Origin of the sequence: Lactococcus sp. S47, from assembly GCF_016517475.1 — a bacterium.
GTDB classification, from domain to species: domain Bacteria; phylum Bacillota; class Bacilli; order Lactobacillales; family Streptococcaceae; genus Lactococcus; species Lactococcus lactis.
This window is the reverse complement of the sequence record NZ_JACVUB010000003.1, coordinates 67,636-87,409: the sequence shown is the minus strand read 5'-3', so window position 1 is coordinate 87,409 and position 19,774 is coordinate 67,636. Positions and strand designations below refer to the sequence as shown.

The window sequence follows — 19,774 nt, the reverse complement described above, 5'->3', positions numbered from 1 at the left end:
AATACGGATATTTTGTAAAATCCATTATCCTAACCTCCCTCTTGTTTTTCTTTCAATATTTTTAGCTAATTTGTTGCCTGTTTCTTCAATATCTTCATCGCTTGAAAGCTCTGCTTTTTCGATGTTAACGTTGATTTCTGTTTTTTGGTTTTGAGTGTTCAAAGCGTTATTGATAACTTGTTGAGTGTTGCCATAACCACTATCAGTTGCAAGTGCATATTCCGCACTCACTTGTGGCAACCCTAAATCAAAATTATCTGATATGCGACCAGCCATACTTGAAATGTTACTTTTTACTCTTTCAAAACTATTACTTAAACTATCGTTCAAACCTCCCATAATCGCTTTACCAGCTGGAATCAAAAGCCTACGGTCATAACTAATTGGTCCTTTATGGTCTTGAATCCAGTCTGCTATTCCACTGACAAATTTCTTACCATTTTCCCAAGCGCTTTTTAAACCTCCGATAAACCCATCAATAATAGCTTCACCAGCATTTACCAATGAATCAGGAACAAATATACCAATGATCGCTTCTAGCAATTCTCCGGCTGCATCTCGCATGTCTTGTTGACGTTCCTTAATGTTACTAGCCATTCCCTTAATTAGGTTAATCGCAGCGTCCATTAATCGCCCTTGGGCTTGAACAACTCCTTTAACTAATGCATCAACTAAATCCATGGCAGCATTTACAATATCAGGAATTTTTTTTGCTATTCCTTCTAAGAATTTAACAATCAAATTCACAGCAGAATTAATAATAGAACCGATATTATTTGCAATACCATTCACAAAGTTGACGATTAAATTTGCTGCAGCTTGAACAATATCAGGCATTCTACTTGCGATAGCATTTGCAAAATTTACAATTATTGTAATGGCCATGTCAGTAATTTGACCAATATTATTAGTAATTCCTTCAAGGAAGGTTATCAAAACATTGAAACCAGCTTGCAGTATATCCGGCAAATGTTTATTCAATTCATTTAACCAAGTCACTATCAAATTGGCCGTACTTGTAATTAAGGACGGTAAAGCAGCAGTTATCCCAGCAATGAATGAAACAATAAGATTTGTTCCAGCTAGAATAATTTGAGGCAAAGCCTGAACTAGTGAACCAAGGATAGCTACAATAATACTTGTGATTGCCCCTATTACAACCGGAATATACGTAATCATAGAAGTTGCTAGAGTAGTCACAATAAGAATCGCAGAAGCCGTGATTGTAGGAATAAGTGTGACAATCGTAAGTGTAATACTTCCGATAAGCTGAATAATGGCCGCTGTTATTGATGGTAAACCTTGAGCAATTCCCACAATAAAACCACCTATAATTTGTAAGCCCCCTGAAATTATCCCAGGCAAGGCACTGGCAATTGCTCCAGCAATACCACTTATTGCTTTACCGAAATTAGTACCAATCATTGGCCCATATTTTGCGATTCCATCAACTAGCCCTTGAATTCCTCCACCGATAGAAGACAAGCCTTTTTGAACATCTCCACCGCCCACAACTTTTGCAAGCAATTCAAAGATTTTGATTACAAGACCAATTGGACCTAAGGCTGTCAGTAAAATAGTTTTCGCTGCAAACAAGGCTACTTTGAAAATATCAATGCTTTGTCCAGCCTTTTGTACTGGTGAGAAAATATTTTTAAAGAAATTGACAAGATTTCTAACTCCTTGTATCATTCCATCCACAGCATTAGAAGCCCCTTTGTTAGAGTCCATAAAGCTTTTTATTGCTCTTGCCGCGTTTCCAAATGCTTTAGGATAAGCATTAAAAGGAGATACCATGGCTTCAAAAATAGCTTTGGCTGCTTCCATAGGTGACATATTTAGAGATAATAAAGTTTTAAATGCTGTATAAACTTGCTTTATTCCTCCAACAATTTCTCCGACAGGAGCTAAAAAGCTTTTAAAGCTAGAAACTATAGCTTCAATTTTTTTCTGAATACTATCCGGAAGCATTCCAAGTAAAGCACTTCCAACTTCTCTTGCAACCTCCAAAAAGACAACTGGAATAGCTTTGGCTATATTTACCACGATTGGAATAATATTTCTTACAACATTTTTAAATGAATCGATAACATTTTTAGTCAATCCTTTTAAATCTACATCAGATTTTCCAAGACCGGCTAGTAAGTTAGAAAGTGCGGCTTTTGTACTATCAATTGACCCACTAATTGTTTGAGCAGCTTCTTTTGCTGTTGTCCCAGTAATTCCCATTTCAGTTTGGACTAAATGAATTGCTTCGGTAACATCAGCATAGTTACTGATATCAAACTTCTTACCCATTGCACCAGGCAACTTTTCAGCATCAGATAAAAGACGCTTCATTTCTTCTTGCGTCCCGCCATACCCAATTTTCAAATTGTCTAGCATCGTGAAATTACCTTTGGCAAATCCACCATAAGCATTTTGAATATCAGTGATATTTGAACCCATTTTATTGGCATTATCTGCCATGTCAGTTACAGCTTGGTCAGTCAGTTTTGCAGCTTTTACTGTGTCACCACCTACAGAAGTAACCATTGCTGCTGCCGAAGAGGTTGCAACTTCCATGTATTGATTGGCTGACATACCAGCCGTTTTATAGGCATTATCAGCGTTTTTCATTACAAGGTCTTGAGCTTGCATGAGGTTATTATAGTCACCTCGGGCATCATCTACAGACTTGCCCACCGATTTTGCATACTGTTCGACCGATTGACCACCAGCCCCAAAGAGTGTTTCAACACCACCAACTAACTGTTCATAGTCAGCATAAGCACCAACTGCAGCTTTACCAAATTTTACGACACCGGCAACCATAGCTGAACCAGCAGCTGCAATTGCTGCCGCTTTAATCAGTCCCATAGCTCCTGACAAAGACTTTATACCATTGCCAGCTTCACCACTAGCATTTTCTAACCCATTAAGACTAGCAATACCCTTTTTGACTGATCCGTCATCTAAGAGAATATCAATTTTTATCGTTCCATCAGCTGCCATTAAGTAACCTCACTTTCGGTATCTGGTAATGCGTATATTTCTTGAAGTTTCTTCATTTGAGTTTCATGCGCATTTTTTGAATTTGAGGGCTTTTTCCATGAACGTATAGACATAACCTGTTCAAACTTTGTATCTTCTGGCAATCCAAAAAGCAATGCCTTAAATTTAAACCAGTGAAGTTTGCCTTGTTGCTCAAGTAAATCAAGCCCATAAGCTTGCATAAAAGAAGCATAAATATATTCAGCATCATAATTGATTGAATACAGCACTTTCTTTTCTTCTTCATCAAGTTCTGGCATAACGTTACCTTGCAAGTCACGTTTAACTGGTTTGTCATTTTTACTGCTTTTAAGATAACCATCAAATACCTGTCTAATCGCTTCGCCTTGGTCTTCAATTGAAATATTTAGCAGTTGAGACTCTCGTCCGAACACAAGCATGATGCTAAGTTTCAGTTTATTAATATCTGATAAACGCTTCTCTTTCAACAAGTCAATCAATTTCAACATGACATCAAATGAAGCATTGAGTGGGTACTTAATACCTGAAACCTCAACCTCGTCATTTACTTTTTGGTAAAGAGAAAACATAAGACCTCCTAGCTCAAATACTTATCTTCAAAGTTTTTGAAATCATCCATTTCAATTTCCTCTTTAAGTGCCATTGCCATTTGGTAGAAATAAACAACGACGATCAAAACACTTGGAGAAAGTGCATAAACTTTATCAAATGTCCCTTCACCGAAAATAGGATCCATTGTTTTCTTAACGAAAGCTCGAGTATCTTCAAAAATATCTTCATTTTCACTTACTGACAAATCATTTTTGGCTTGCTCAAGTTCTTCAAAAGAATCATAAAGACGTTTAATATTCTCATCAGAACGGTCAAATTCTATAACGAGTTGTGTTTTTCCATCCACATCTACAAATGGAATATCAATTATTGTTTTTTGCAGTTGAATCGGTTTCATTTTCTCTCCTTAAAAAATAAAGGCTAGAAGTTTTACTCCTAGCCTTTTGTTAGTATTTTAATTAAGCTGACGTCAAAGTAACAGCACAAGTTGCAGTTTTACCATTTGCTGTAGTAACAGTGATATTTGCAGTTCCGGCTTTAACCCCAGCAACTTTACCTTGAACTGGAGTTACTGTAGCGATTGTTGGATCATCAGAAGCATAAGTTACTGTTTTGTCAGTAGCATCTGCTGGAGCAACAGTTGCCGCTAAAGTCTCATTCGCTCCAACTGCGAGTGATAAAGTTGTTTTGTTAAGCGTAACGCCTGTCACTTCAACTTCGTTTGGTTTTTCATCTTTTGGTAGGCCCTTAAATGTAATCGTACATTCAAAATCAGAACGAGCATTTGCATCCCCACCAGAAATTTTAATTCCACCAATTGTAGCTTCTCCTGAAATAATGCGACCATCAGGTTCAGTTACTTTAAAGAAACAGTCGCGTCCTGTGAGTTTAAACACTTTATCACGGATGTATTCTTGGGCTTTATCCGCAAATTTACGATGCCCAGAATAGCTGTAAGCTGCAGTGATTCCGGTATAGTATTTTTCTTTACCACCATTTAAATCATAGTAAGCTTCTTCTTCCTCATCTTCTGAGAAATCCGTATCATGACTGGTAATACCACCAGCAATAGGCAAGAGATTTTCTTCATCATCTCCGATTTCAAATTTATAGGTATAGTTATTATCAAATCCCATTTTTATTTCCTCTCTTTATAAGTTGTTATACTTGCTTGAACATCCAGAATGAAAATGTAGTAGTTTTCTTCATCTTCATTGCTGATGTAAGGCTTATTTGCAATTTCAATCTTCCAAAAATCAAAAGAACCGTCTGAACTTTTTAGCTCTGACAGCTCTTCTAAATATGTTTGAATCAACCAAAGGGCTTTTTGAATTTGTTCTTGGTCTTTTGACTTCATGGCAAATTCATAATTTAATTCTTGGTCTTTCTCGCCGTCGTAAGTTTGGCTTACAACTTTACTTCCAGGCAAGGGATATAAAACTAATGATTCAGTCGGCTTTAAATAACCTAAAATACATTTAATTGGAATATTTGGGATAGTATTTACGCTATCTTTCAGTCGCTCTATAAAATCCATTAAAGTCCCGCTCCTTTCTTAAAGACTTGTGGCCAACTTTTTCCATATAGTCCTTTTACTTTCAAATCCCAACGTGAGCCAGTACCAGGAGTGGTATAACTTTTGAAGGTAAATGATGTGCCTTTTTTAAATGATTTACCATAAAATTGGGCTCTAGCATAAGGTGTGTTATATTCAATAGATTTACCAGAATCAGTGACATGTCCACTTGCTGCCAAATTGTGGTCTCGTTTTGGAACAAACGGGTCCATATCCATCAGGGCTTGGTTAGCCATTGCTACTCTTCCCCGAGTAATATTTGGTCCACTCAGCTTTCTTTGAGCACCTCTCAAGTCTACTTTAGCATTAGCCATTAGACTACCTCCAATCGCCAACCAATCGATTCGCCATTTAGAACTAACTCTTTTGCTAAAACAATATTATATTCCTTACCTTGAAAGACTACTAAATTGTCAGTTTCAAATTTTGAAAGTTCTCCACAGTATCGATAGAACATCGTAATTGAAGCATTGGGTGCTTTATCACTTGAGTTATTCCCACCTCTTGAGAATGTCGATGATAGATTGAACCAAACATTGCTGATAGGGGTGTCTTTATATTCAGGCTTTTGGTAATCATCCTCTCCGGTCTTTTGTCGGTAAATAATAGAATGTGGAAAAGCACGGATAGGTGGCAAACGATAATAAACCATTAGCACGTCCCCCTATAGAGTAAACCAGTCATGGACAAAAGCTCCAGGGCATCATCGGAAACAATGCTCATTGCATTATCGCCAGAAGCTCCTGAACCGCCATTTGTGACACTTACTCCATCTAGTGACCAATTTGTCGGGCTGTCAATTTCAGCCGTAGAAACTGCCCCAAGAATCGCCATTCTTTCAATCTGCAAAGCAATTGCTTTCTTGAATCGATTCTTACGAAATTCAATGTCAGATTCTAAATCATGAAATCTGTAAAAGTTTCTTGTCCGAATATCAATGACATCAGAAGCACGGACAACCAATCTTTTAAAATCATCCTCGGTTACCTCTTGATAGCCAAACTTTTGATACTCAGGAAATGTCAGATAAGCCATAATCCCTCCTAAAATAAAAGAAGAGATTACTCTCCTCCACTTGCTGCTGTAACTGTTACTCCGCAAGTTACGGTCAAACCATTAACTGTTGTTCCAGTAATTTCTGTTGTTCCAGCAGCTTTTCCTACTACATTCCCTTGTTTTGGTGTAACTGTAGCAATTGTAGGATCGCTAGAAGTAAATGTTACTGTTTTATCCTCTGCATCTTCTGGTAAAACAGTAGCTGTCAGTGTTTCGGTTCCCCCAACTCCAAGAGCTAACGTTGTTTTATTCAACGTTACTCCGGTGGGGGTTACGATTTTGGGGAGATTTTTACCACTCGTGATTCATCAACCAAAGCAACAGCATAGTGTTGGTCAGCATTAAATTTAGTTAATTTATGGTCAATATCACGTTCACGTTCTGCCAATACTGAACGTTTCAAGAATGTTTTTAACGCACCCGACTTAACAGCAATACCGGTTCCATCAGTAATTTTTTGCGAACGTACAATTTCCCAGCCAAGAACTTCACCAAATGTACCATTAATCAAGATGTTATCCCCAAGTTCAGAAGCACGAGTCCACGTAGTCGCTGCTTCTTTACGAAGTTTAGCGGCATCCTTATAAGACAAAAAAAGTACCCCAGTAGAGTCAACATCTTCAAAATTATCTGGAGCATCTACAAAAGTAGCTTCCAATGTATCAATTAAATCAAGATTGATTTCTGCTGTTACTTCGAGTGTAGCTCCTTGTGCCGCAGTTAAAATATCATTGTCTACTTTTGAAGCAATGGCCATGCGAATTTGACGCTGCGCTTCACCTTCTGGATCACCATATCCAGACAATGCTGCTTCATCGGTAATTTTAACCCCTTTCCCAGCTTTTTTAATCGTGTGCGTATCGGTTTCAGTTGTTAATGCCGTATAATCAATAGCTGCTCCTTCTGCAACATCCTCTGCATCACCAATATATTTATATTTAGGAACTGTAATTGTCGAACCCGGTTGCCCTTCTAGGGTATTGTCAATTGGGGCTATTGAGCTAAATTTAATTGCTTTAGGAAGCTGTGCTGCAATCATTGGGGCCATTACTTCTGGATCCACTAAGTTTTTAAGTAGTGTTGTTTCATCTGCCATTTATTTTACCTCTTTTTTCTATTTTATGAGCTGCTCAAAAACTTCTGGCTGCTCTGCTTTTAATTTTGCTACTTCTTTGTAAGACATTTTAGCCAAATCATAAGAAGCTGGCGGAGTTACTGAAGGATTCCCTCCTGCGACGATCTTGGGTTTTGCAGTTCCTGATGATTCTTGAAACAAATAAGGCATTGATTCTTTGAATGTTGCAAGTTGGTCATCAAGTCCTGAAACTTTGCCATCATCTTGAATAATGACGTTGTCCATGTTGACTTGACCAAATAACAATTCAGTGTTCACAGTGCCTGAATCTTTCAATGCAAGTTTTACTGCATTTGTTTTTTGCATACTAGCAAGGTCAGCATTAAATTGAGTTTCACGTTCTTTTGCATTCTTGACAGATTCATCAAGTTGTTTTTGTAATTCTTCCGAACTTAGATTTGATTTTTGAGCGCTCTCTAAGTCAGTAGTGAGTTTGTCAACTTCTTCTGCTTTCTTGTTGTATTGTTCTTTTGGAACTGCATGTTTTGGGCTCTCAGTCTTGATTGCTTCCATAACAGCTTCAAGGTCTGTTTTCCCAGTTTCTGAGTCCGTGTTTTTTGCCAGAATGTCTTTAATGAATTCCCACATTGTTATACCTCCCAAGTTTTTATAGCGGCCTTTCCGCTTTGGATTTGTTTGCCTTATATAGCTAGGCGAGCTAAGCCCTATGCAGGAGTCGAACCTACAAACTAAACGAAAAAGGAATAAACGTTTGTTTTCCGCTAAGGGCATAAGAAAAGCACTTGATATAAATATCAGGCGCTTTGTTTTTTATTAAAGTTTTTAGCATATTCTTGAGCTTTGCCATTTTTATAGACTCGCTCTCTCGTTGAATCACGATGTAAAAAGTCATTTTCTTTAAGCAAATCATTAAGGCTACTTCTATGAATAGCTAATTTATTTTTATACTCTGCAATTCGTTGTCCATCTTCCAAAAGTTTTGCAGCTTGAAGTTTGTATTTATCATCTTTAATCACTCGCTCATAAGCTCGTTGTTGGGCTTGTTTTCGCCCATTTTCAATAGCTTGTTTTGGAGTGATATCTTTAAGATGCTCTGGAATATTAGGTAAGTTGTTAACACCAATGATAAATGGTGTAAGATAATGTTTGCAATTGGCACCCAAAGCACCTCCAGCCGTTCCCCATCCGTGTTCTTTCAAAGATTCAACTCTATAACCCAAAGTCTCAGAATAAAATGACTGACCTTTGGTTACCACTTTCCCCTGAATAGGGGCACAAGCCGGACGGCTAGCCCCATGCTTAGAATAGTAAAAGGTTTCAACCCCTAATTCTTCGCTTGCTCGTGTTTTCATGTCATTATAAACACGAAAAGTAGTAGATTGAGTAACCATTCTAGCATAGCTATCAATATTCCATTGTCTGCCAGCTTTATCGACAAAATCAGAAGGAAATCCTTTAGCTAACCATTTCATCACAGTATCATTTATTGCCTGATCTGCTGTTTTAACTCCCGAAATGACTTCTGCAACTGCCGTTTCAATAATGGATTGATAAGTTTTCATGATTGGATTTTTTGCAAAGTTATTAGAAAGTAATGATTGATTGACTAAGTTGTTAACATCTCTAAAAGCTTGCTGTGCATAACTTTCAAGTGCCATCCTCACATCATTATGAGGCGGATTCTTTCCAAGCTCTTCTGCCAACTGCTCCTGAGTATTTTTGTAAACTTTCAACCCCTCATTTTTAATAATCTTATCAAATAAATCTTGAGCAATTCCTGTCTGCTCAAGGATATATTTTACATTCTGCTCATTAAGCATATGCATATCATTGAGCTTTTCAAGTTGCCAAAGCCAGGGTTCACGTTGCAAGTCAGCACTTCCACGCTGTTTGATTCTCTTAATAAGATTAAACATTAACTCTTGAGCCATTTGCTCGTAAATGTCACCCACCATTCCAGAAGCAAGGGTCATTTGGTCATCATTAACTTTGAACTTTCCCATAATTACTCACCGCCATACATTGATGCATCAGTTGGACTAAGACTTGGTGCCTGTTCTTCTTTAATCTCTGCAAGAATTTTATCAGCTTCATCTTCGGTCACCCCTTGAATCTTTTGAATGGCCCTTTTTCTTGATGTCAGTTGCATTGTTGTAAGTTTCCCATAATAGTCAGCTTTTGCATCTTGCGACTGAAAGACACCATCGTCAAAGTCAATATTGATGCCATATTTTTCAGGGGCATCAAATAAATCATACGAGTTCGCAAGTTCAAAGATAGTTACTACTAACTCTTTCAGCGCTTCCTCAACAATCAAAACATTATCTGAACGAGTTGAGAATGTTGAGGAGTTTTCGCTGATAATTTCAGTTGCTGTCTTGACTGACTGGCCATCAAATGAAAATGTTCCAGAACTAAAACCAGTTTCAAGTTCAATAGTACGCAAAATAAAATTGATTGAATCTATGAACTCTGTAGCACGTAATGCTGGAGCAAATTCATCAATGAACGGATCCTCAGACTTCATTGTTTGAAAAACGCTGGTCTTTGAATCAAATCTCTTGATTGGCCGTCCATCTTTATCAAACTTAACCTTAAAGAAGGCATCCGAAGCAATAATCTTTCGCCCTGCTTCTTCAATTTCTCGCATGAATTGGTCATACTTTTCGTTGATATCAAGCAACTGACGTTTAGCATTATCAATAATTCCTAAACTTAAAGAACTTGAAATGTCAAAGTTGTTCTTACCGGCTAATTTAATATAAACAAAGATGGGACGACTAAATCCTTTCATTTCAACTTCATCTTGCAAAGTTTCATACTTAGACAATGAAGTTAAAGGAACTTTCACACCAACTTGATTCTCATTGTCTGAGCGATAAAGTTCGTTCCGGATAAAATAACTGCCATTTTCCCACTCATGAAATTCTAGTAAGGTATAGCGGATGTTCTGTTTGGCCTCTACCACTTGTGTGACCGTAACAATAGCTGCCTCGCTAATATCATTTGTGTTAGATTCTAGTGGGTAAAAGGTATCAGCTCGACAATAAGCAATTTTGATTGTATTATGTGCTTCATCATAGTAAGGACGAAGGGCAAGACCCCCAATTGCATAACCCGCTTCTAATTCTTCACAAAAGTTCTTTCGGAATTTATTGCTGTTAAAAACTTTTTGCAAGTATTCGTCCGCTTTTTTATTATCGACACTAATTGAGCAGCCATCATTAAAGACAAGCTTAGATAGCTTTCTTGCAATTATCTTTGAAACATTTAATGAGTGAAAATCACGTTTGACATAGTTTCCATCACTATTGAGATATGTCACTTGCTCAAATATATTTTTATAAATTCTTTTGTTGTCTTGGATGCGAAGATATTCTTCCGAATTAACTGCAATCTTCGGATGATCTGTAATATTGTTTAATGACTCAACCATTCCTACCTTTGCGCCTCCTTTTCTTATCATATTTTTAAACCAATCAAACACTGGCCACCTCCTAAATTAAGTATTCCACAGTGAAATAATTGACTGCATAACGTAGTTCATCGCATGCATGGTTATTTTTATCTACTGGCAAACCGTTTGGGGTTCTAATATACAATCCAATTTCTTTTATTAGATTGTAGTGATCATACTTTCCATCTAGTGAATACAAAAAAAGAAGCCCTTTTTCAAAAGCATTCTGTACTCTTTCAATACCAACTTCTATTTTTAAACCGTTGCTTGTTACTTTGTCATGGCTATTATTATTTGCCTTGTCAGTAGAAATACCAATCAAATTAAGTTCTTCTCGTAACGTTTTACAAGCCGGGTCAACAAAGAACCATTCCCAATGTGGTAAATCTTTCCATTTATCATAACACCAGGACACGAATTGCTTAATTTCTTTAGCATAAACTGACATCGCTTTTGTCTGCCCTGTTTCCGTTCCACTGTGATAATAATTTGCCATGCGGTATAAATAATGCTTTCCCTCATGAAAGGTCACTACATTAAATGCACAAGTCGTTGCATCGGCTTGACCGCCATCGGCTGTGAAGAATGTTTCAATGACTCTGCCTTTAAGTTGGTTGGTCATATGCTTTTCTTCATCAAACATTGAATAGATAACACCTTCCGGCATCACTCGTTGTCCTAGCCAGTCACGCTTATAAAGATAATCTGATGTTTTAGATTGTTCTTCCCACATTTTTAAACGTTGACCAGTAAGAATAGGATTGTCAGTCGGTCTCCAATGTCTAAATCGGTAAGTGCCAGTCTTTTCAAACTGGTTTAATAACTCAAGATTTGGATGATTGGGAGCTGGTGGATTCTGTTCTCCAAGGTGAAACCTCAGCTTACTTGCTAACGTCCGCCTAAAAGATTCAGCTATGACTTCTTTATTAAGCAAATTAAACTCAAGGAAAGCAACAGTTCCAAATGATATCCCAGTAATAGAACCAACTGCATTTATTTTTCCTCCACCCTTATAATAAATGCGTTTTTCATTGCCTTTACCAAAGTTTATCCATAAATGGTCTCCATTTTCGTTATGACGAATTTCTGAATTGTCAGCAAAGATGTACATTAAACCGAATCCCTCACCATCAATAAACATGCGGTAAGCTTGTTCTTGATTATATGCCAAAACTAAATGGTCACGCTCAGGAGATTGTGCATAGATACGAGCCATTTTGAATATATCACTGTTTGTCTTTCCTGAACGAATCGTTCCCTCATTCATTTCAAATTCAATGCCGGAGATGTCAGATTTGATATTTTCCGCTTGTTTTGGGCTGAAAGAAATCATAATGAATCACCTTCTTCTTTCTCAACAATTGGAACTTCAACCAATGCTTTAAGCAACTCATTATTTTTGATATTACCACTAAGTTTGTTTGCACTATCAGCGAGTATTTTAGCCTTAGCAACAGCGGCATCAGCTTGTGCTTCCAACAACCTATTTTGTTGCTTCTGATTAGTTTCAACTTTATTTCTCCACATATTAGCACGTCTATTTTTTAGCCAAAAGATTTGAGCTGTTGTATCTCCTTCAAGAGCATTTTTGAGCAAAGCGTTTTCTACTTCGTAATCAATAACTGCTTTCCCTTTTTTTAGGGCGTCAGAAATGTCATGATGCCTCTTTTTCCACTCATAAAGAGTAGGCCGCTTTATCCCGATATTTTTTGCAATTTGTTCATCAGTTAAGCCATCTCTTGCCCAACCTTCGAGGAGTATTAAACCTTCTGCGGTCAGCCACTCTTCATATTTACCTTTTGCCACATTGATTGATACTCCTTTCCAACAATAAAAGGCTGCCCAGTGGACAACCTGTAATAAAATAGCAAGTCAGGGAGTCGAACCCTGACAATAACACCCTACTGTACTTGCGACCAATAGCAATTCACTTATATTACTTTGCATCAATAATCAAATTGACCAATTGTTTTCACACCATTATCCTTATAATGTGACATTTGAGCTTGGTTTGCATCTACTGTTTTTAGATAGCTAGCTTGATGCCCCGCAGATACTCCATCCAATCTAACCATTGTATCTCCGTTATAGTTCCAAATTGAACCATTCATTTTTGAATTTTTATCTGTTACTTTTAATAAAATCATTTCAACTTCTCCTTTAATAATTGGACCTGGTGTCCCATTTTGAATAATATTAATTGGATTCAACCATGTTCCATCATCTTTAAATGCTGATGATTGCGCTGAAAGCCATTCTTTTTTCGTAATTCCCAAGTGTAAATGACTTGTATTACGTGTGCCAATTACTTGCCCTAATGAAACTGACTGTCCTACACTAACATTAATATTAGATGTACTAGTACCAAATTCTTGATAGACAACATAGTAACCGCTTGAATCTTTTGTTACAACTACTGTACCTAAGGCACCATATCCTGCCGGTGCCATACCAGCATAAACTACTGTTCCAGCATGAACTGCTGCAATATTTGAGCCAGGGTATTTTGCTGAACCAAAGTCAAATCCATCATGGAAATAATCGCCATTGCCTGTACGATCATAGGTTGTCATACCAAATTGTTGCCCTTCTTCGTAACCTTTATAGCCACCCGAAAAAGGCCATCCCCAATCATTTGCCATATCGTATCTTCTTTCTTGCTTATTCAGTTCAATTAGACTCGTCAGTTTAATCGACTGTAATTCCTAATATACAGCTGTATTAAATTTAGGAATGACTCAAAGTCGGAATCGAACCGACAGCAGTTTTGCTAGTCCAACTTTTTGAGCCTTTATGAAGTATATCCAAACCGAATTAATTGATATTTTGTGCTTTTGACTTTTACTTCATAATATAAGTATATCAGCAAAAATAAGGGTTAAAGTGTCAATTTTATGCCAAAAACGTGCTATTTTTCTCCCAATTTGTCCCATGATGTCAGATAAAACTAATAATATGAGGGTCAATGTCTTTTCTAAAACGATAATAAATAAACTTTGCTTTCTTTTCTGATATCTCAATCCCTTCGTTATCAAGTTCCATTATCACTCTGTACCAAGTAAGGCCACCATAACCAAAGTGTTTCAGTCTTACAATTTCTTTTTCATTATAAATCAAGGAATCATACCATAGATTGAATTGGTACATCAGGTCTTTGAGTTTAAGGTATTCCTCATCATCTTCAAGTGCTTCTTTATTTAAAACATGACTTTCAGGCTCAGAACCACCAGAATAAGCTGTACGAATGCCTAAGTTATCTACTTTTTGCTTATAAAGATATCTGCTTTCAATTGATTTTATTCTGGCTTCAAGTCTGCCATTAACGTAATCTCCAATAATTCTATCTAACTTATCTGCCATTCATCAAATTCTCCTTTTGTGGTATAATTAAGTTAGAAATCCTTTAATTGAGCCCGTTCCCAGCGGGCTTTTTTGACTTAAAAATGCATATTTATGATATAATACATTGCAAGGAGGTGATTATTTTGAAAGCAATATTGCATTCAAACGTAAACCGTGTTAAGTGTTTACGTACAGCAGCCTCTTTAAAGTCCGTTTTCCCTTTGAATTCGGGCTTTTTTGTTTATAAATTTCCTGTAAGCATGGCGACAATAACAATTAACGTAAAACAGATAATCGTTAAACCAACCAGCGCTATTAGTTTGTTTTTCATTTTATTTATCCATTTTCTTTATTTTTATAGTAAAATTAGAAAGTATTAAAAATCAATATATTCACGGAAAGAATTTATGAAATTATTAACCAATACTTATTTTTTTATTCTCGTCATATTAGTAATTATCATCTTCTTCATTAGATTATTTTTTTTACTTGCTAAAGTATTGAAAATGACACAAGAGAGTAAAAGGAAATATCTAGCAAAACATCCCGAAAAAACTGAGACAGATTATAGACAACACCGTAAATCTTTAGTAGCTTATGAATTACTACACTTGTATACTCCATTTCAAAGGACTTTATTTAAAGTTACAAGAGGTGGAATAATGATATCTCTTGGAATTCTAGTTGCACTATTTATTATTAACGACTCTTTGACATACTCATCACAGCTTCTCTACGGACTTATCTTCTATCTCTTAGGATTTTTTATTGTTCTTCAACCAAAAGCGGATAAACAAATTAGATTCTGGAAAAATTATTTAGTTATGCATCCAGAAAATCTGTTGAATGTTACAATCAATGATTCAGTAGACAATCTAAAAAAGATAAAATTAATAGAGAATGCCCGAAGAAAATGTATGATTAATTGTTTTATCATTGGCACGCTCATCTTATTTCTTAGCCTAATCATCTACTTACGTACCCAATCATAGTTACAGAAGCGCTCAGGCGCTTTTTTTCACCCCTCCACCACTTTCACTAAATCAACTCCGAGGGCTTTGCCTGCGAGGTAGGCGAAACAAATATTTTGATTCTCATCAATCCATTTTCCTATTTTTGTAGCTGCAAGTTGATTGTCATAAGGATTTACAGCATTATATAGTGCATCTCTAGGAACAGCAATTTTTCTTTGTAAATATTTATTTTGAGTTTCCCAACGTTTATCCAACTCATCCGCAATGTTTTTCAGAATTATGAGCTGGGGTTGAGGTTCGGGAAGTTCATCATACAAAGGCTTAATCCATCCAGTCGTGAAGTCGCCCTCATTTTTTCGAATGACCACAGTATTATCTTTTCTGAACATCATGTCGCCCTTCCAATCGGCTCTATAAAAAGCTACTGGTTTAATATTTGCTAATTCACTCATCGCCGCTCCCTTCATTTTCAATCGCTGCGAGTACTTGCTCTGCATATATTGCTTCAACACTTGCCTTTGAGGAAGCATTAAAATCATCTATTGATAATTCCATGGTTCCATCTGATATTTCTGTCAGTGCCTTTTTCGCAGTGTTAAGCTGTTCCTGGAGTACCTTATTCTTACGTACAAAGCTAGTTTTAACTCCATTTTCATATTCACTCACAAAAATTGGATTCCGATATACCGGAATTGCAAAATGATCAAACGAACTTTCCCAGTTTTCTCTAATATCACCAGGGTTAAATCCCATTTGCTGTTTTACAAAATTTTCTTTATTTTTAAACACTTGACCTGATATTATCCAATAATCAGGGGTTGTTTCGTTTTCAATGCGCTCTTTTGCTGTTTCTTGTGTCATAAAAACGCCTCATTAATCTTTGCAATCTCATCTTTATCAAAATAGAAGTGCTCACCGTCATATCCATTCATATCAACATTTTCAAATTTATCAGTAATTAGATCCTGAGCAGACATGATTTTATCCCACTTGTCAACGGGCATAGTTACTGTAATGTTTTTAGGATTAGGAAATTCTCTTGAAGTAAATGTATCTTGTGCCATATCAAAGCTCCTCATTCAATACTAGGTCCACAATGTCGTCAGTGTGAACTGCTTGACAGATGCCCCAAGAAGAATCTTCTCCTGAAACTACAACCAATGCCTCTTGTGGCATTTTTTCAAGTTCTTCAATCATTTGTGCTACTGTTAAATTTTTCATTCTCACACCTCCCCAGTGCTACCAAATCCGCCTGTGCGCTCTCCGTTTGCATTATCATTATCAACTAGCCCATACTTCACAAAAACGGCTTGCATGATGCGTTGTCCAGTTTCAATCGTAACTGGCTTGTCAGTAATATTAGTGAACATTCCCATGAACTCATTCGGGAAATAATCGTGATCTATTACTCCCAAAGAGTTTGATAGTACAATTCCTCGTTTTCTTGGATTAGAGCTACGGTCAATCAGCAGCATTACATCATCTTGTTCCATTTGAACAGCTAAACCAGTTGGTACTAGCTTTATTTCTCCTGGTTGAATTATTACTTCTTCGCTTGCTGCGATATCGTAACCAGCAGAACCTTTTGTTGCTCTTTCTGGAATTGTTGCTTTAGAATCACCACGTTTTACAAATTGTCTTGTCATTTAATCATCTCCTTATTTCCAGCCTGTTTCATATCCTAGTTTTTCTTTTTGCTCAATAAATTTTTGAGCCTCTTCAATAGTGTCAAATGTTCTCCAAGTAAAATCAGCATCCGAAAAGGGGTTCATAAATCCTACTGTGTATTTCATTCTTCATCCTCCACAGGCACAAGCTCAATGAGCGGGTTCTTCCAATAGTTACAGTCATCAATCCAAACGTAGTAACTTTTATCTTTGCCTAAGTCATCAAGATTCGTTCCACCAGGTATTCTTTTCAGAAACATACCGTCTTTGATTTCAGAAAGTTCTGATTTGGTAAATTTAGCTTTCCATCCTGCGTAATTTCCAAAAGAAAAACGATAATCTTTTATATTTTTGGGATTCCCAATCGGATTAAAGTACATTGGTTCACCGCTTAATAATTTAACTTCATAGCGCTTTTGCTGCGGTTTTTCGACTGTGTAGCCGTTGATTGCTAAATGGAAAAGGACAAATAGTTTATTGTTTAGTTCTCCAAAGCCAAATTTTTCATCTTTTTGTTGATACTCATTTAACCAAATAACGTCTTCTTCGCCTAGAGAATCATAGAGCGTTGTCCACGAGGAATTGGGATTTTTTTTTAGTAATTCCACAGTTTTTCCCACACACACAGGCACGACTGGCAGGGCTTGCTGTGGTTGCCAATCTTTGAATACTTCTTTAACTTGATCAACCTCACAACACATGGAATTATGATTTCCAATTACGTCGAACATCTCGACGTTATCATCAAATTCTTCTTCAAACTTAGTCATTTTTCGTGTCCTTTCTCATTTAAAAATCATCACTTTCATCATCTTCGAAATCATCCCAATTAATTTCATACATTTTTTTATAAAAATCAAGTTGTTTTTGATATTCTTCATCCGTCAGCTTTTCGCTTAAATCACTATGGAAAACTGCAGTTGTTTTAATTCCGTATTTTTCGTCAACTTCCTTGAATAACTCAGCTCTTGTTTTCATCTAGCTGCTCCTTCAATATCAACTTCAAGGCGATAAGCTTTCGTTCCAGAAAGCCCGCCATATTGATACTTTGTAAATTTAACTACTTCGTGATTATCGTCTGACCAAAGACCTGCTTCTGTAAAACCGTCCATAATCGCTTTTAAGGTCGGTTGTAAGTTGTCTGGGTCACTTCTTCGTTTGGTTGGTGTAAAGACCGTCAGCGTAACGCTACAAGTCCGTGTGCTATCAAATAACGGTAACTTATCTAAGCTGTTTAATGGATTTCGCACTTGATTAAAAGTAATTCTCTTTAATTCTTGAATTATTTTCGCTTTTTGGTGGAAATGCATCCTGTCATTAGAATTCAAAATCAATTTTTTACTTTTTGGAACATCTTTTGATTTACTAATAGCTCGATATAGTTCAAATTCAAATTTCATACTCAATCTTCCAATTGTTCTTTTACGCTATGAGCGTATCCATTAATATAGGCAGCTCTAGCAATCTCAGAAGCTGGTGCTCCTGATTTAATCAAATCACTGACAGCATTGCTCAAACACTCTTGATGTTTTTCAAGTGAGTCTTCAGCTTTTGATACGATTGCTGCATTTACAAGGTTGTTGAAAAATTTATTTAAGTTCATTCTGATTTCCTTTTTAAACGATTTTTATTTTTTCGTACTCGTCATCGACACGTTTTCCGTGTTCCATGTGCCAAGGCGAGATACGTTCTGATACTTCTGCAACGCTCAAACCTGTCTTTGATGAAATAAACAACCATGGACTTAATAATATCCCGTTTGCTTTGGCCCATTTAAGCCATTCATCAAGGTGTCCTGGAGTAATTCCGTCACAGACTCTACTAGCTAATTCAAGATAATACTTTCTGATTTCATTCATTATGTAAACCCATTTCCCCAGCTAGTTTATACATTTCGTTTTGAGTCATTCCAGTTGTATCGACACCAGCTTTAATTAATCTGCCCTCATCAGTCCATTCAGGGGCTTTTTTGACTGGCTTTTGCTGCTGGAATTTATTCTGATTATTTTGAGACTTATTTTGAAAACTAACTTCCTCAGCTTTTGCTTGCTCAAGTGTCTTTATTCCTGAACGATTCCAAGATTTCAGAATCCCTTGTGCATAAGCGTATTCTCGTTGTCTTTTTACTGCTCGTTTGACTGCTTCAATAATTAACTCAAGACCATAATCTTTTAAATCAGCTTTCAAGTCATCATAAAGAATTGGTTTAACTATTCCAAAGTTATTTTGGTAGAGTTCAATTAAATTTTGAAAATCAGAAGGTGGAGTAGATATTTCTTCTTCTACTTCTTTATCTATCTCTTTCTCTATATCTATCTCTAACTCTATCTCTGTTGGACAGTGGTTGGACACGGGTTTGACATTGTCCAACTTTTCTTGTTCTTTTTTCTTTCGATTCAGTCGCTGATATCTTGCCCAATTGGTCTCTTGTTCAATCAGAGCATGGACCTGAAGCATATCAGCGTTTTGATTATTATCAATTTGAATCAATCCATATTTTGTAAAAAAAGCCAGTGTCATTTGAATTTTTTCAACATCTTCATCAAGAGCTAAAGAAAGTTCTTCTGACAAATTTTCAAGGGCGCCTTCATAATACAAAATTCCGTCTGTTGATAAAGATTCAAGCATAAGTCGCTGATAAATAACGACCATTGTATCCCCTCCGGCTTTCCGGGCTTTTTTTATAATGATATTCTTGTAGAAGTTTTCATCTAATTTTAGCCAGAAGTAAATTTTTGTTTTAGTTTTATCTGCCATTAATCAGTTGACTCCAAAAGTGAATAGCGCTTGTATGTTGTTGAGTTACCATATCTATTCTTCTTTGTGATAGATTCTTTTTTAAACTGAAAACCTTCATCTTGAAGCAAACAAATTTTTTTAGGTAAATCAATAATCCCTAGTTCCAGAGTACATTCAAAGCTCGTAATTGAACCATGCTCCTTGATATACTCAAGCACTCTGTCTTGATGTCGCATTTTATCTTTCATTTAGAGTTCCTTTCTAAATATATTTATTTAATATCGTTAAACAGCTGTACTG

31 protein-coding genes and 1 pseudogene are annotated in these 19,774 nt (G+C 36.5%); 1 reads left to right on the top strand and 31 read right to left on the bottom strand.

Annotated elements, in window-relative coordinates:
- Positions 1 to 24: 24 nt before the first annotated feature.
- The 18 genes and pseudogenes from IAE52_RS04210 to IAE52_RS04130 form a co-directional block, all read right to left on the bottom strand.
- Complete coding sequence (locus IAE52_RS04210) at positions 25 to 2,994, bottom strand: hypothetical protein (RefSeq protein WP_200136704.1); 2,970 nt, start codon at positions 2,992 to 2,994, stop codon at positions 25 to 27.
- Complete coding sequence (locus tag IAE52_RS04205) at positions 2,994 to 3,584, bottom strand: Gp15 family bacteriophage protein (RefSeq protein WP_200136703.1); 591 nt, start codon at positions 3,582 to 3,584, stop codon at positions 2,994 to 2,996. Before IAE52_RS04205 ends, IAE52_RS04210 begins: the two co-directional genes overlap by 1 nt.
- 8 nt (positions 3,585 to 3,592) lie before the next feature.
- Positions 3,593 to 3,964 carry a DUF6673 family protein gene (locus tag IAE52_RS04200; RefSeq protein WP_200136702.1) on the bottom strand — a complete coding sequence of 124 codons (372 nt, stop codon included), beginning with the start codon at positions 3,962 to 3,964 and terminating at the stop codon, positions 3,593 to 3,595.
- Positions 3,965 to 4,025: 61 nt separating this feature from the next.
- Positions 4,026 to 4,277, bottom strand: coding sequence for an Ig-like domain-containing protein (locus IAE52_RS11695; protein WP_200136726.1), 252 nt, complete (start codon positions 4,275 to 4,277; stop codon positions 4,026 to 4,028).
- A 36-nt stretch (positions 4,278 to 4,313) separates the two neighbouring features.
- Positions 4,314 to 4,703, bottom strand: a pseudogene (locus tag IAE52_RS11690) (phage tail tube protein); the annotation flags it as partial.
- A gap of 2 nt (positions 4,704 to 4,705) precedes the next feature.
- Positions 4,706 to 5,104 carry a minor capsid protein gene (locus tag IAE52_RS04190; protein WP_200136701.1) on the bottom strand — a complete coding sequence of 133 codons (399 nt, stop codon included), beginning with the start codon at positions 5,102 to 5,104 and terminating at the stop codon, positions 4,706 to 4,708.
- Positions 5,104 to 5,457: a minor capsid protein gene (locus IAE52_RS04185; RefSeq protein ID WP_200136700.1), complete on the bottom strand. Its 354-nt coding sequence runs from the start codon at positions 5,455 to 5,457 to the stop codon at positions 5,104 to 5,106. The genes IAE52_RS04190 and IAE52_RS04185 overlap by 1 nt, the downstream gene beginning before the upstream one ends.
- Complete coding sequence (locus IAE52_RS04180) at positions 5,457 to 5,795, bottom strand: putative minor capsid protein (RefSeq protein ID WP_200136699.1); 339 nt, start codon at positions 5,793 to 5,795, stop codon at positions 5,457 to 5,459. Before IAE52_RS04180 ends, IAE52_RS04185 begins: the two co-directional genes overlap by 1 nt.
- The gene (locus IAE52_RS04175; protein ID WP_200136698.1) at positions 5,795 to 6,178 is read right to left on the bottom strand and encodes a hypothetical protein; all 384 of its coding nucleotides are present in this window, start codon (positions 6,176 to 6,178) and stop codon (positions 5,795 to 5,797) included. The genes IAE52_RS04180 and IAE52_RS04175 overlap by 1 nt, the downstream gene beginning before the upstream one ends.
- 26 nt (positions 6,179 to 6,204) lie before the next feature.
- Positions 6,205 to 6,453, bottom strand: a complete 249-nt coding sequence (locus IAE52_RS04170; protein WP_200136697.1) for an Ig-like domain-containing protein — start codon at positions 6,451 to 6,453, stop codon at positions 6,205 to 6,207.
- Positions 6,454 to 6,470: 17 nt separating this feature from the next.
- The gene (locus IAE52_RS04165; RefSeq protein ID WP_200136696.1) at positions 6,471 to 7,295 is read right to left on the bottom strand and encodes a N4-gp56 family major capsid protein; all 825 of its coding nucleotides are present in this window, start codon (positions 7,293 to 7,295) and stop codon (positions 6,471 to 6,473) included.
- A gap of 18 nt (positions 7,296 to 7,313) precedes the next feature.
- Entirely contained in the window at positions 7,314 to 7,922 is a 609-nt protein-coding gene (locus tag IAE52_RS04160; RefSeq protein WP_200136695.1) for a phage scaffolding protein, read from the bottom strand.
- Between the two features lie 167 nt (positions 7,923 to 8,089).
- The gene (locus IAE52_RS04155; protein ID WP_200136694.1) at positions 8,090 to 9,298 is read right to left on the bottom strand and encodes a phage minor capsid protein; all 1,209 of its coding nucleotides are present in this window, start codon (positions 9,296 to 9,298) and stop codon (positions 8,090 to 8,092) included.
- A 2-nt stretch (positions 9,299 to 9,300) separates the two neighbouring features.
- A complete protein-coding gene (locus tag IAE52_RS04150) occupies positions 9,301 to 10,782 on the bottom strand; it encodes a phage portal protein (protein ID WP_200136693.1) in 1,482 nt (493 codons plus the stop codon).
- Between the two features lie 10 nt (positions 10,783 to 10,792).
- Positions 10,793 to 12,085: a PBSX family phage terminase large subunit gene (locus IAE52_RS04145; RefSeq protein ID WP_200136692.1), complete on the bottom strand. Its 1,293-nt coding sequence runs from the start codon at positions 12,083 to 12,085 to the stop codon at positions 10,793 to 10,795.
- The gene (locus tag IAE52_RS04140; protein ID WP_200136691.1) at positions 12,082 to 12,558 is read right to left on the bottom strand and encodes a hypothetical protein; all 477 of its coding nucleotides are present in this window, start codon (positions 12,556 to 12,558) and stop codon (positions 12,082 to 12,084) included. The genes IAE52_RS04145 and IAE52_RS04140 overlap by 4 nt, the downstream gene beginning before the upstream one ends.
- 140 nt (positions 12,559 to 12,698) lie before the next feature.
- Complete coding sequence (locus IAE52_RS04135; protein ID WP_200136690.1) at positions 12,699 to 13,394, bottom strand: M23 family metallopeptidase; 696 nt, start codon at positions 13,392 to 13,394, stop codon at positions 12,699 to 12,701.
- Positions 13,395 to 13,689: 295 nt separating this feature from the next.
- Positions 13,690 to 14,112, bottom strand: coding sequence for a RinA family protein (locus tag IAE52_RS04130; protein WP_200136689.1), 423 nt, complete (start codon positions 14,110 to 14,112; stop codon positions 13,690 to 13,692).
- A 488-nt stretch (positions 14,113 to 14,600) separates the two neighbouring features.
- On the opposite strand from IAE52_RS04130, the gene IAE52_RS04125 reads away from it, so the two are divergent.
- Positions 14,601 to 15,086, top strand: a complete 486-nt coding sequence (locus tag IAE52_RS04125; RefSeq protein ID WP_200136688.1) for a hypothetical protein — start codon at positions 14,601 to 14,603, stop codon at positions 15,084 to 15,086.
- Positions 15,087 to 15,112: 26 nt separating this feature from the next.
- On the opposite strand, the gene IAE52_RS04120 is transcribed toward IAE52_RS04125, so the two are convergent.
- Genes IAE52_RS04120 through IAE52_RS04065 form a run of 13 tightly spaced genes read right to left on the bottom strand, consistent with a single transcriptional unit; the run spans position 15,113 to position 19,722 of the window.
- On the bottom strand, positions 15,113 to 15,520 hold the full coding sequence (locus IAE52_RS04120) for a hypothetical protein (protein ID WP_109990801.1): 408 nt from the start codon (positions 15,518 to 15,520) through the stop codon (positions 15,113 to 15,115).
- Positions 15,513 to 15,929 carry a hypothetical protein gene (locus tag IAE52_RS04115; protein ID WP_200136687.1) on the bottom strand — a complete coding sequence of 139 codons (417 nt, stop codon included), beginning with the start codon at positions 15,927 to 15,929 and terminating at the stop codon, positions 15,513 to 15,515. The genes IAE52_RS04120 and IAE52_RS04115 overlap by 8 nt, the downstream gene beginning before the upstream one ends.
- The gene (locus tag IAE52_RS04110) at positions 15,926 to 16,132 is read right to left on the bottom strand and encodes a hypothetical protein (protein WP_200136686.1); all 207 of its coding nucleotides are present in this window, start codon (positions 16,130 to 16,132) and stop codon (positions 15,926 to 15,928) included. Before IAE52_RS04110 ends, IAE52_RS04115 begins: the two co-directional genes overlap by 4 nt.
- A gap of 1 nt (position 16,133) precedes the next feature.
- On the bottom strand, positions 16,134 to 16,289 hold the full coding sequence (locus tag IAE52_RS04105) for a hypothetical protein (RefSeq protein ID WP_200136685.1): 156 nt from the start codon (positions 16,287 to 16,289) through the stop codon (positions 16,134 to 16,136).
- Positions 16,290 to 16,291: 2 nt separating this feature from the next.
- On the bottom strand, positions 16,292 to 16,714 hold the full coding sequence (dut, locus tag IAE52_RS04100) for a dUTP diphosphatase (protein ID WP_200136684.1): 423 nt from the start codon (positions 16,712 to 16,714) through the stop codon (positions 16,292 to 16,294).
- 12 nt (positions 16,715 to 16,726) lie between these two features.
- Positions 16,727 to 16,861, bottom strand: a complete 135-nt coding sequence (locus IAE52_RS11630) for a hypothetical protein (protein WP_255531077.1) — start codon at positions 16,859 to 16,861, stop codon at positions 16,727 to 16,729.
- The gene (locus IAE52_RS04095; RefSeq protein WP_200136683.1) at positions 16,858 to 17,505 is read right to left on the bottom strand and encodes a DUF1642 domain-containing protein; all 648 of its coding nucleotides are present in this window, start codon (positions 17,503 to 17,505) and stop codon (positions 16,858 to 16,860) included. Before IAE52_RS04095 ends, IAE52_RS11630 begins: the two co-directional genes overlap by 4 nt.
- A gap of 19 nt (positions 17,506 to 17,524) precedes the next feature.
- Positions 17,525 to 17,713 (bottom strand): hypothetical protein, encoded by a 189-nt coding sequence (locus IAE52_RS04090; RefSeq protein WP_200136682.1) that lies wholly within the window; start codon positions 17,711 to 17,713, stop codon positions 17,525 to 17,527.
- Positions 17,710 to 18,135, bottom strand: coding sequence for a hypothetical protein (locus IAE52_RS04085; protein ID WP_200136681.1), 426 nt, complete (start codon positions 18,133 to 18,135; stop codon positions 17,710 to 17,712). Before IAE52_RS04085 ends, IAE52_RS04090 begins: the two co-directional genes overlap by 4 nt.
- A 2-nt stretch (positions 18,136 to 18,137) precedes the next feature.
- On the bottom strand, positions 18,138 to 18,338 hold the full coding sequence (locus IAE52_RS04080; protein WP_200136680.1) for a hypothetical protein: 201 nt from the start codon (positions 18,336 to 18,338) through the stop codon (positions 18,138 to 18,140).
- 13 nt (positions 18,339 to 18,351) lie between these two features.
- A complete protein-coding gene (locus tag IAE52_RS04075; protein WP_038603618.1) occupies positions 18,352 to 18,594 on the bottom strand; it encodes an L-rhamnose isomerase in 243 nt (80 codons plus the stop codon).
- The gene (locus IAE52_RS04070; protein ID WP_200136679.1) at positions 18,587 to 19,492 is read right to left on the bottom strand and encodes a DnaD domain protein; all 906 of its coding nucleotides are present in this window, start codon (positions 19,490 to 19,492) and stop codon (positions 18,587 to 18,589) included. The genes IAE52_RS04075 and IAE52_RS04070 overlap by 8 nt, the downstream gene beginning before the upstream one ends.
- Positions 19,492 to 19,722 carry a helix-turn-helix domain-containing protein gene (locus tag IAE52_RS04065; RefSeq protein WP_200136678.1) on the bottom strand — a complete coding sequence of 77 codons (231 nt, stop codon included), beginning with the start codon at positions 19,720 to 19,722 and terminating at the stop codon, positions 19,492 to 19,494. Before IAE52_RS04065 ends, IAE52_RS04070 begins: the two co-directional genes overlap by 1 nt.
- Between the last annotated feature and the right edge of the window lie 52 nt (positions 19,723 to 19,774).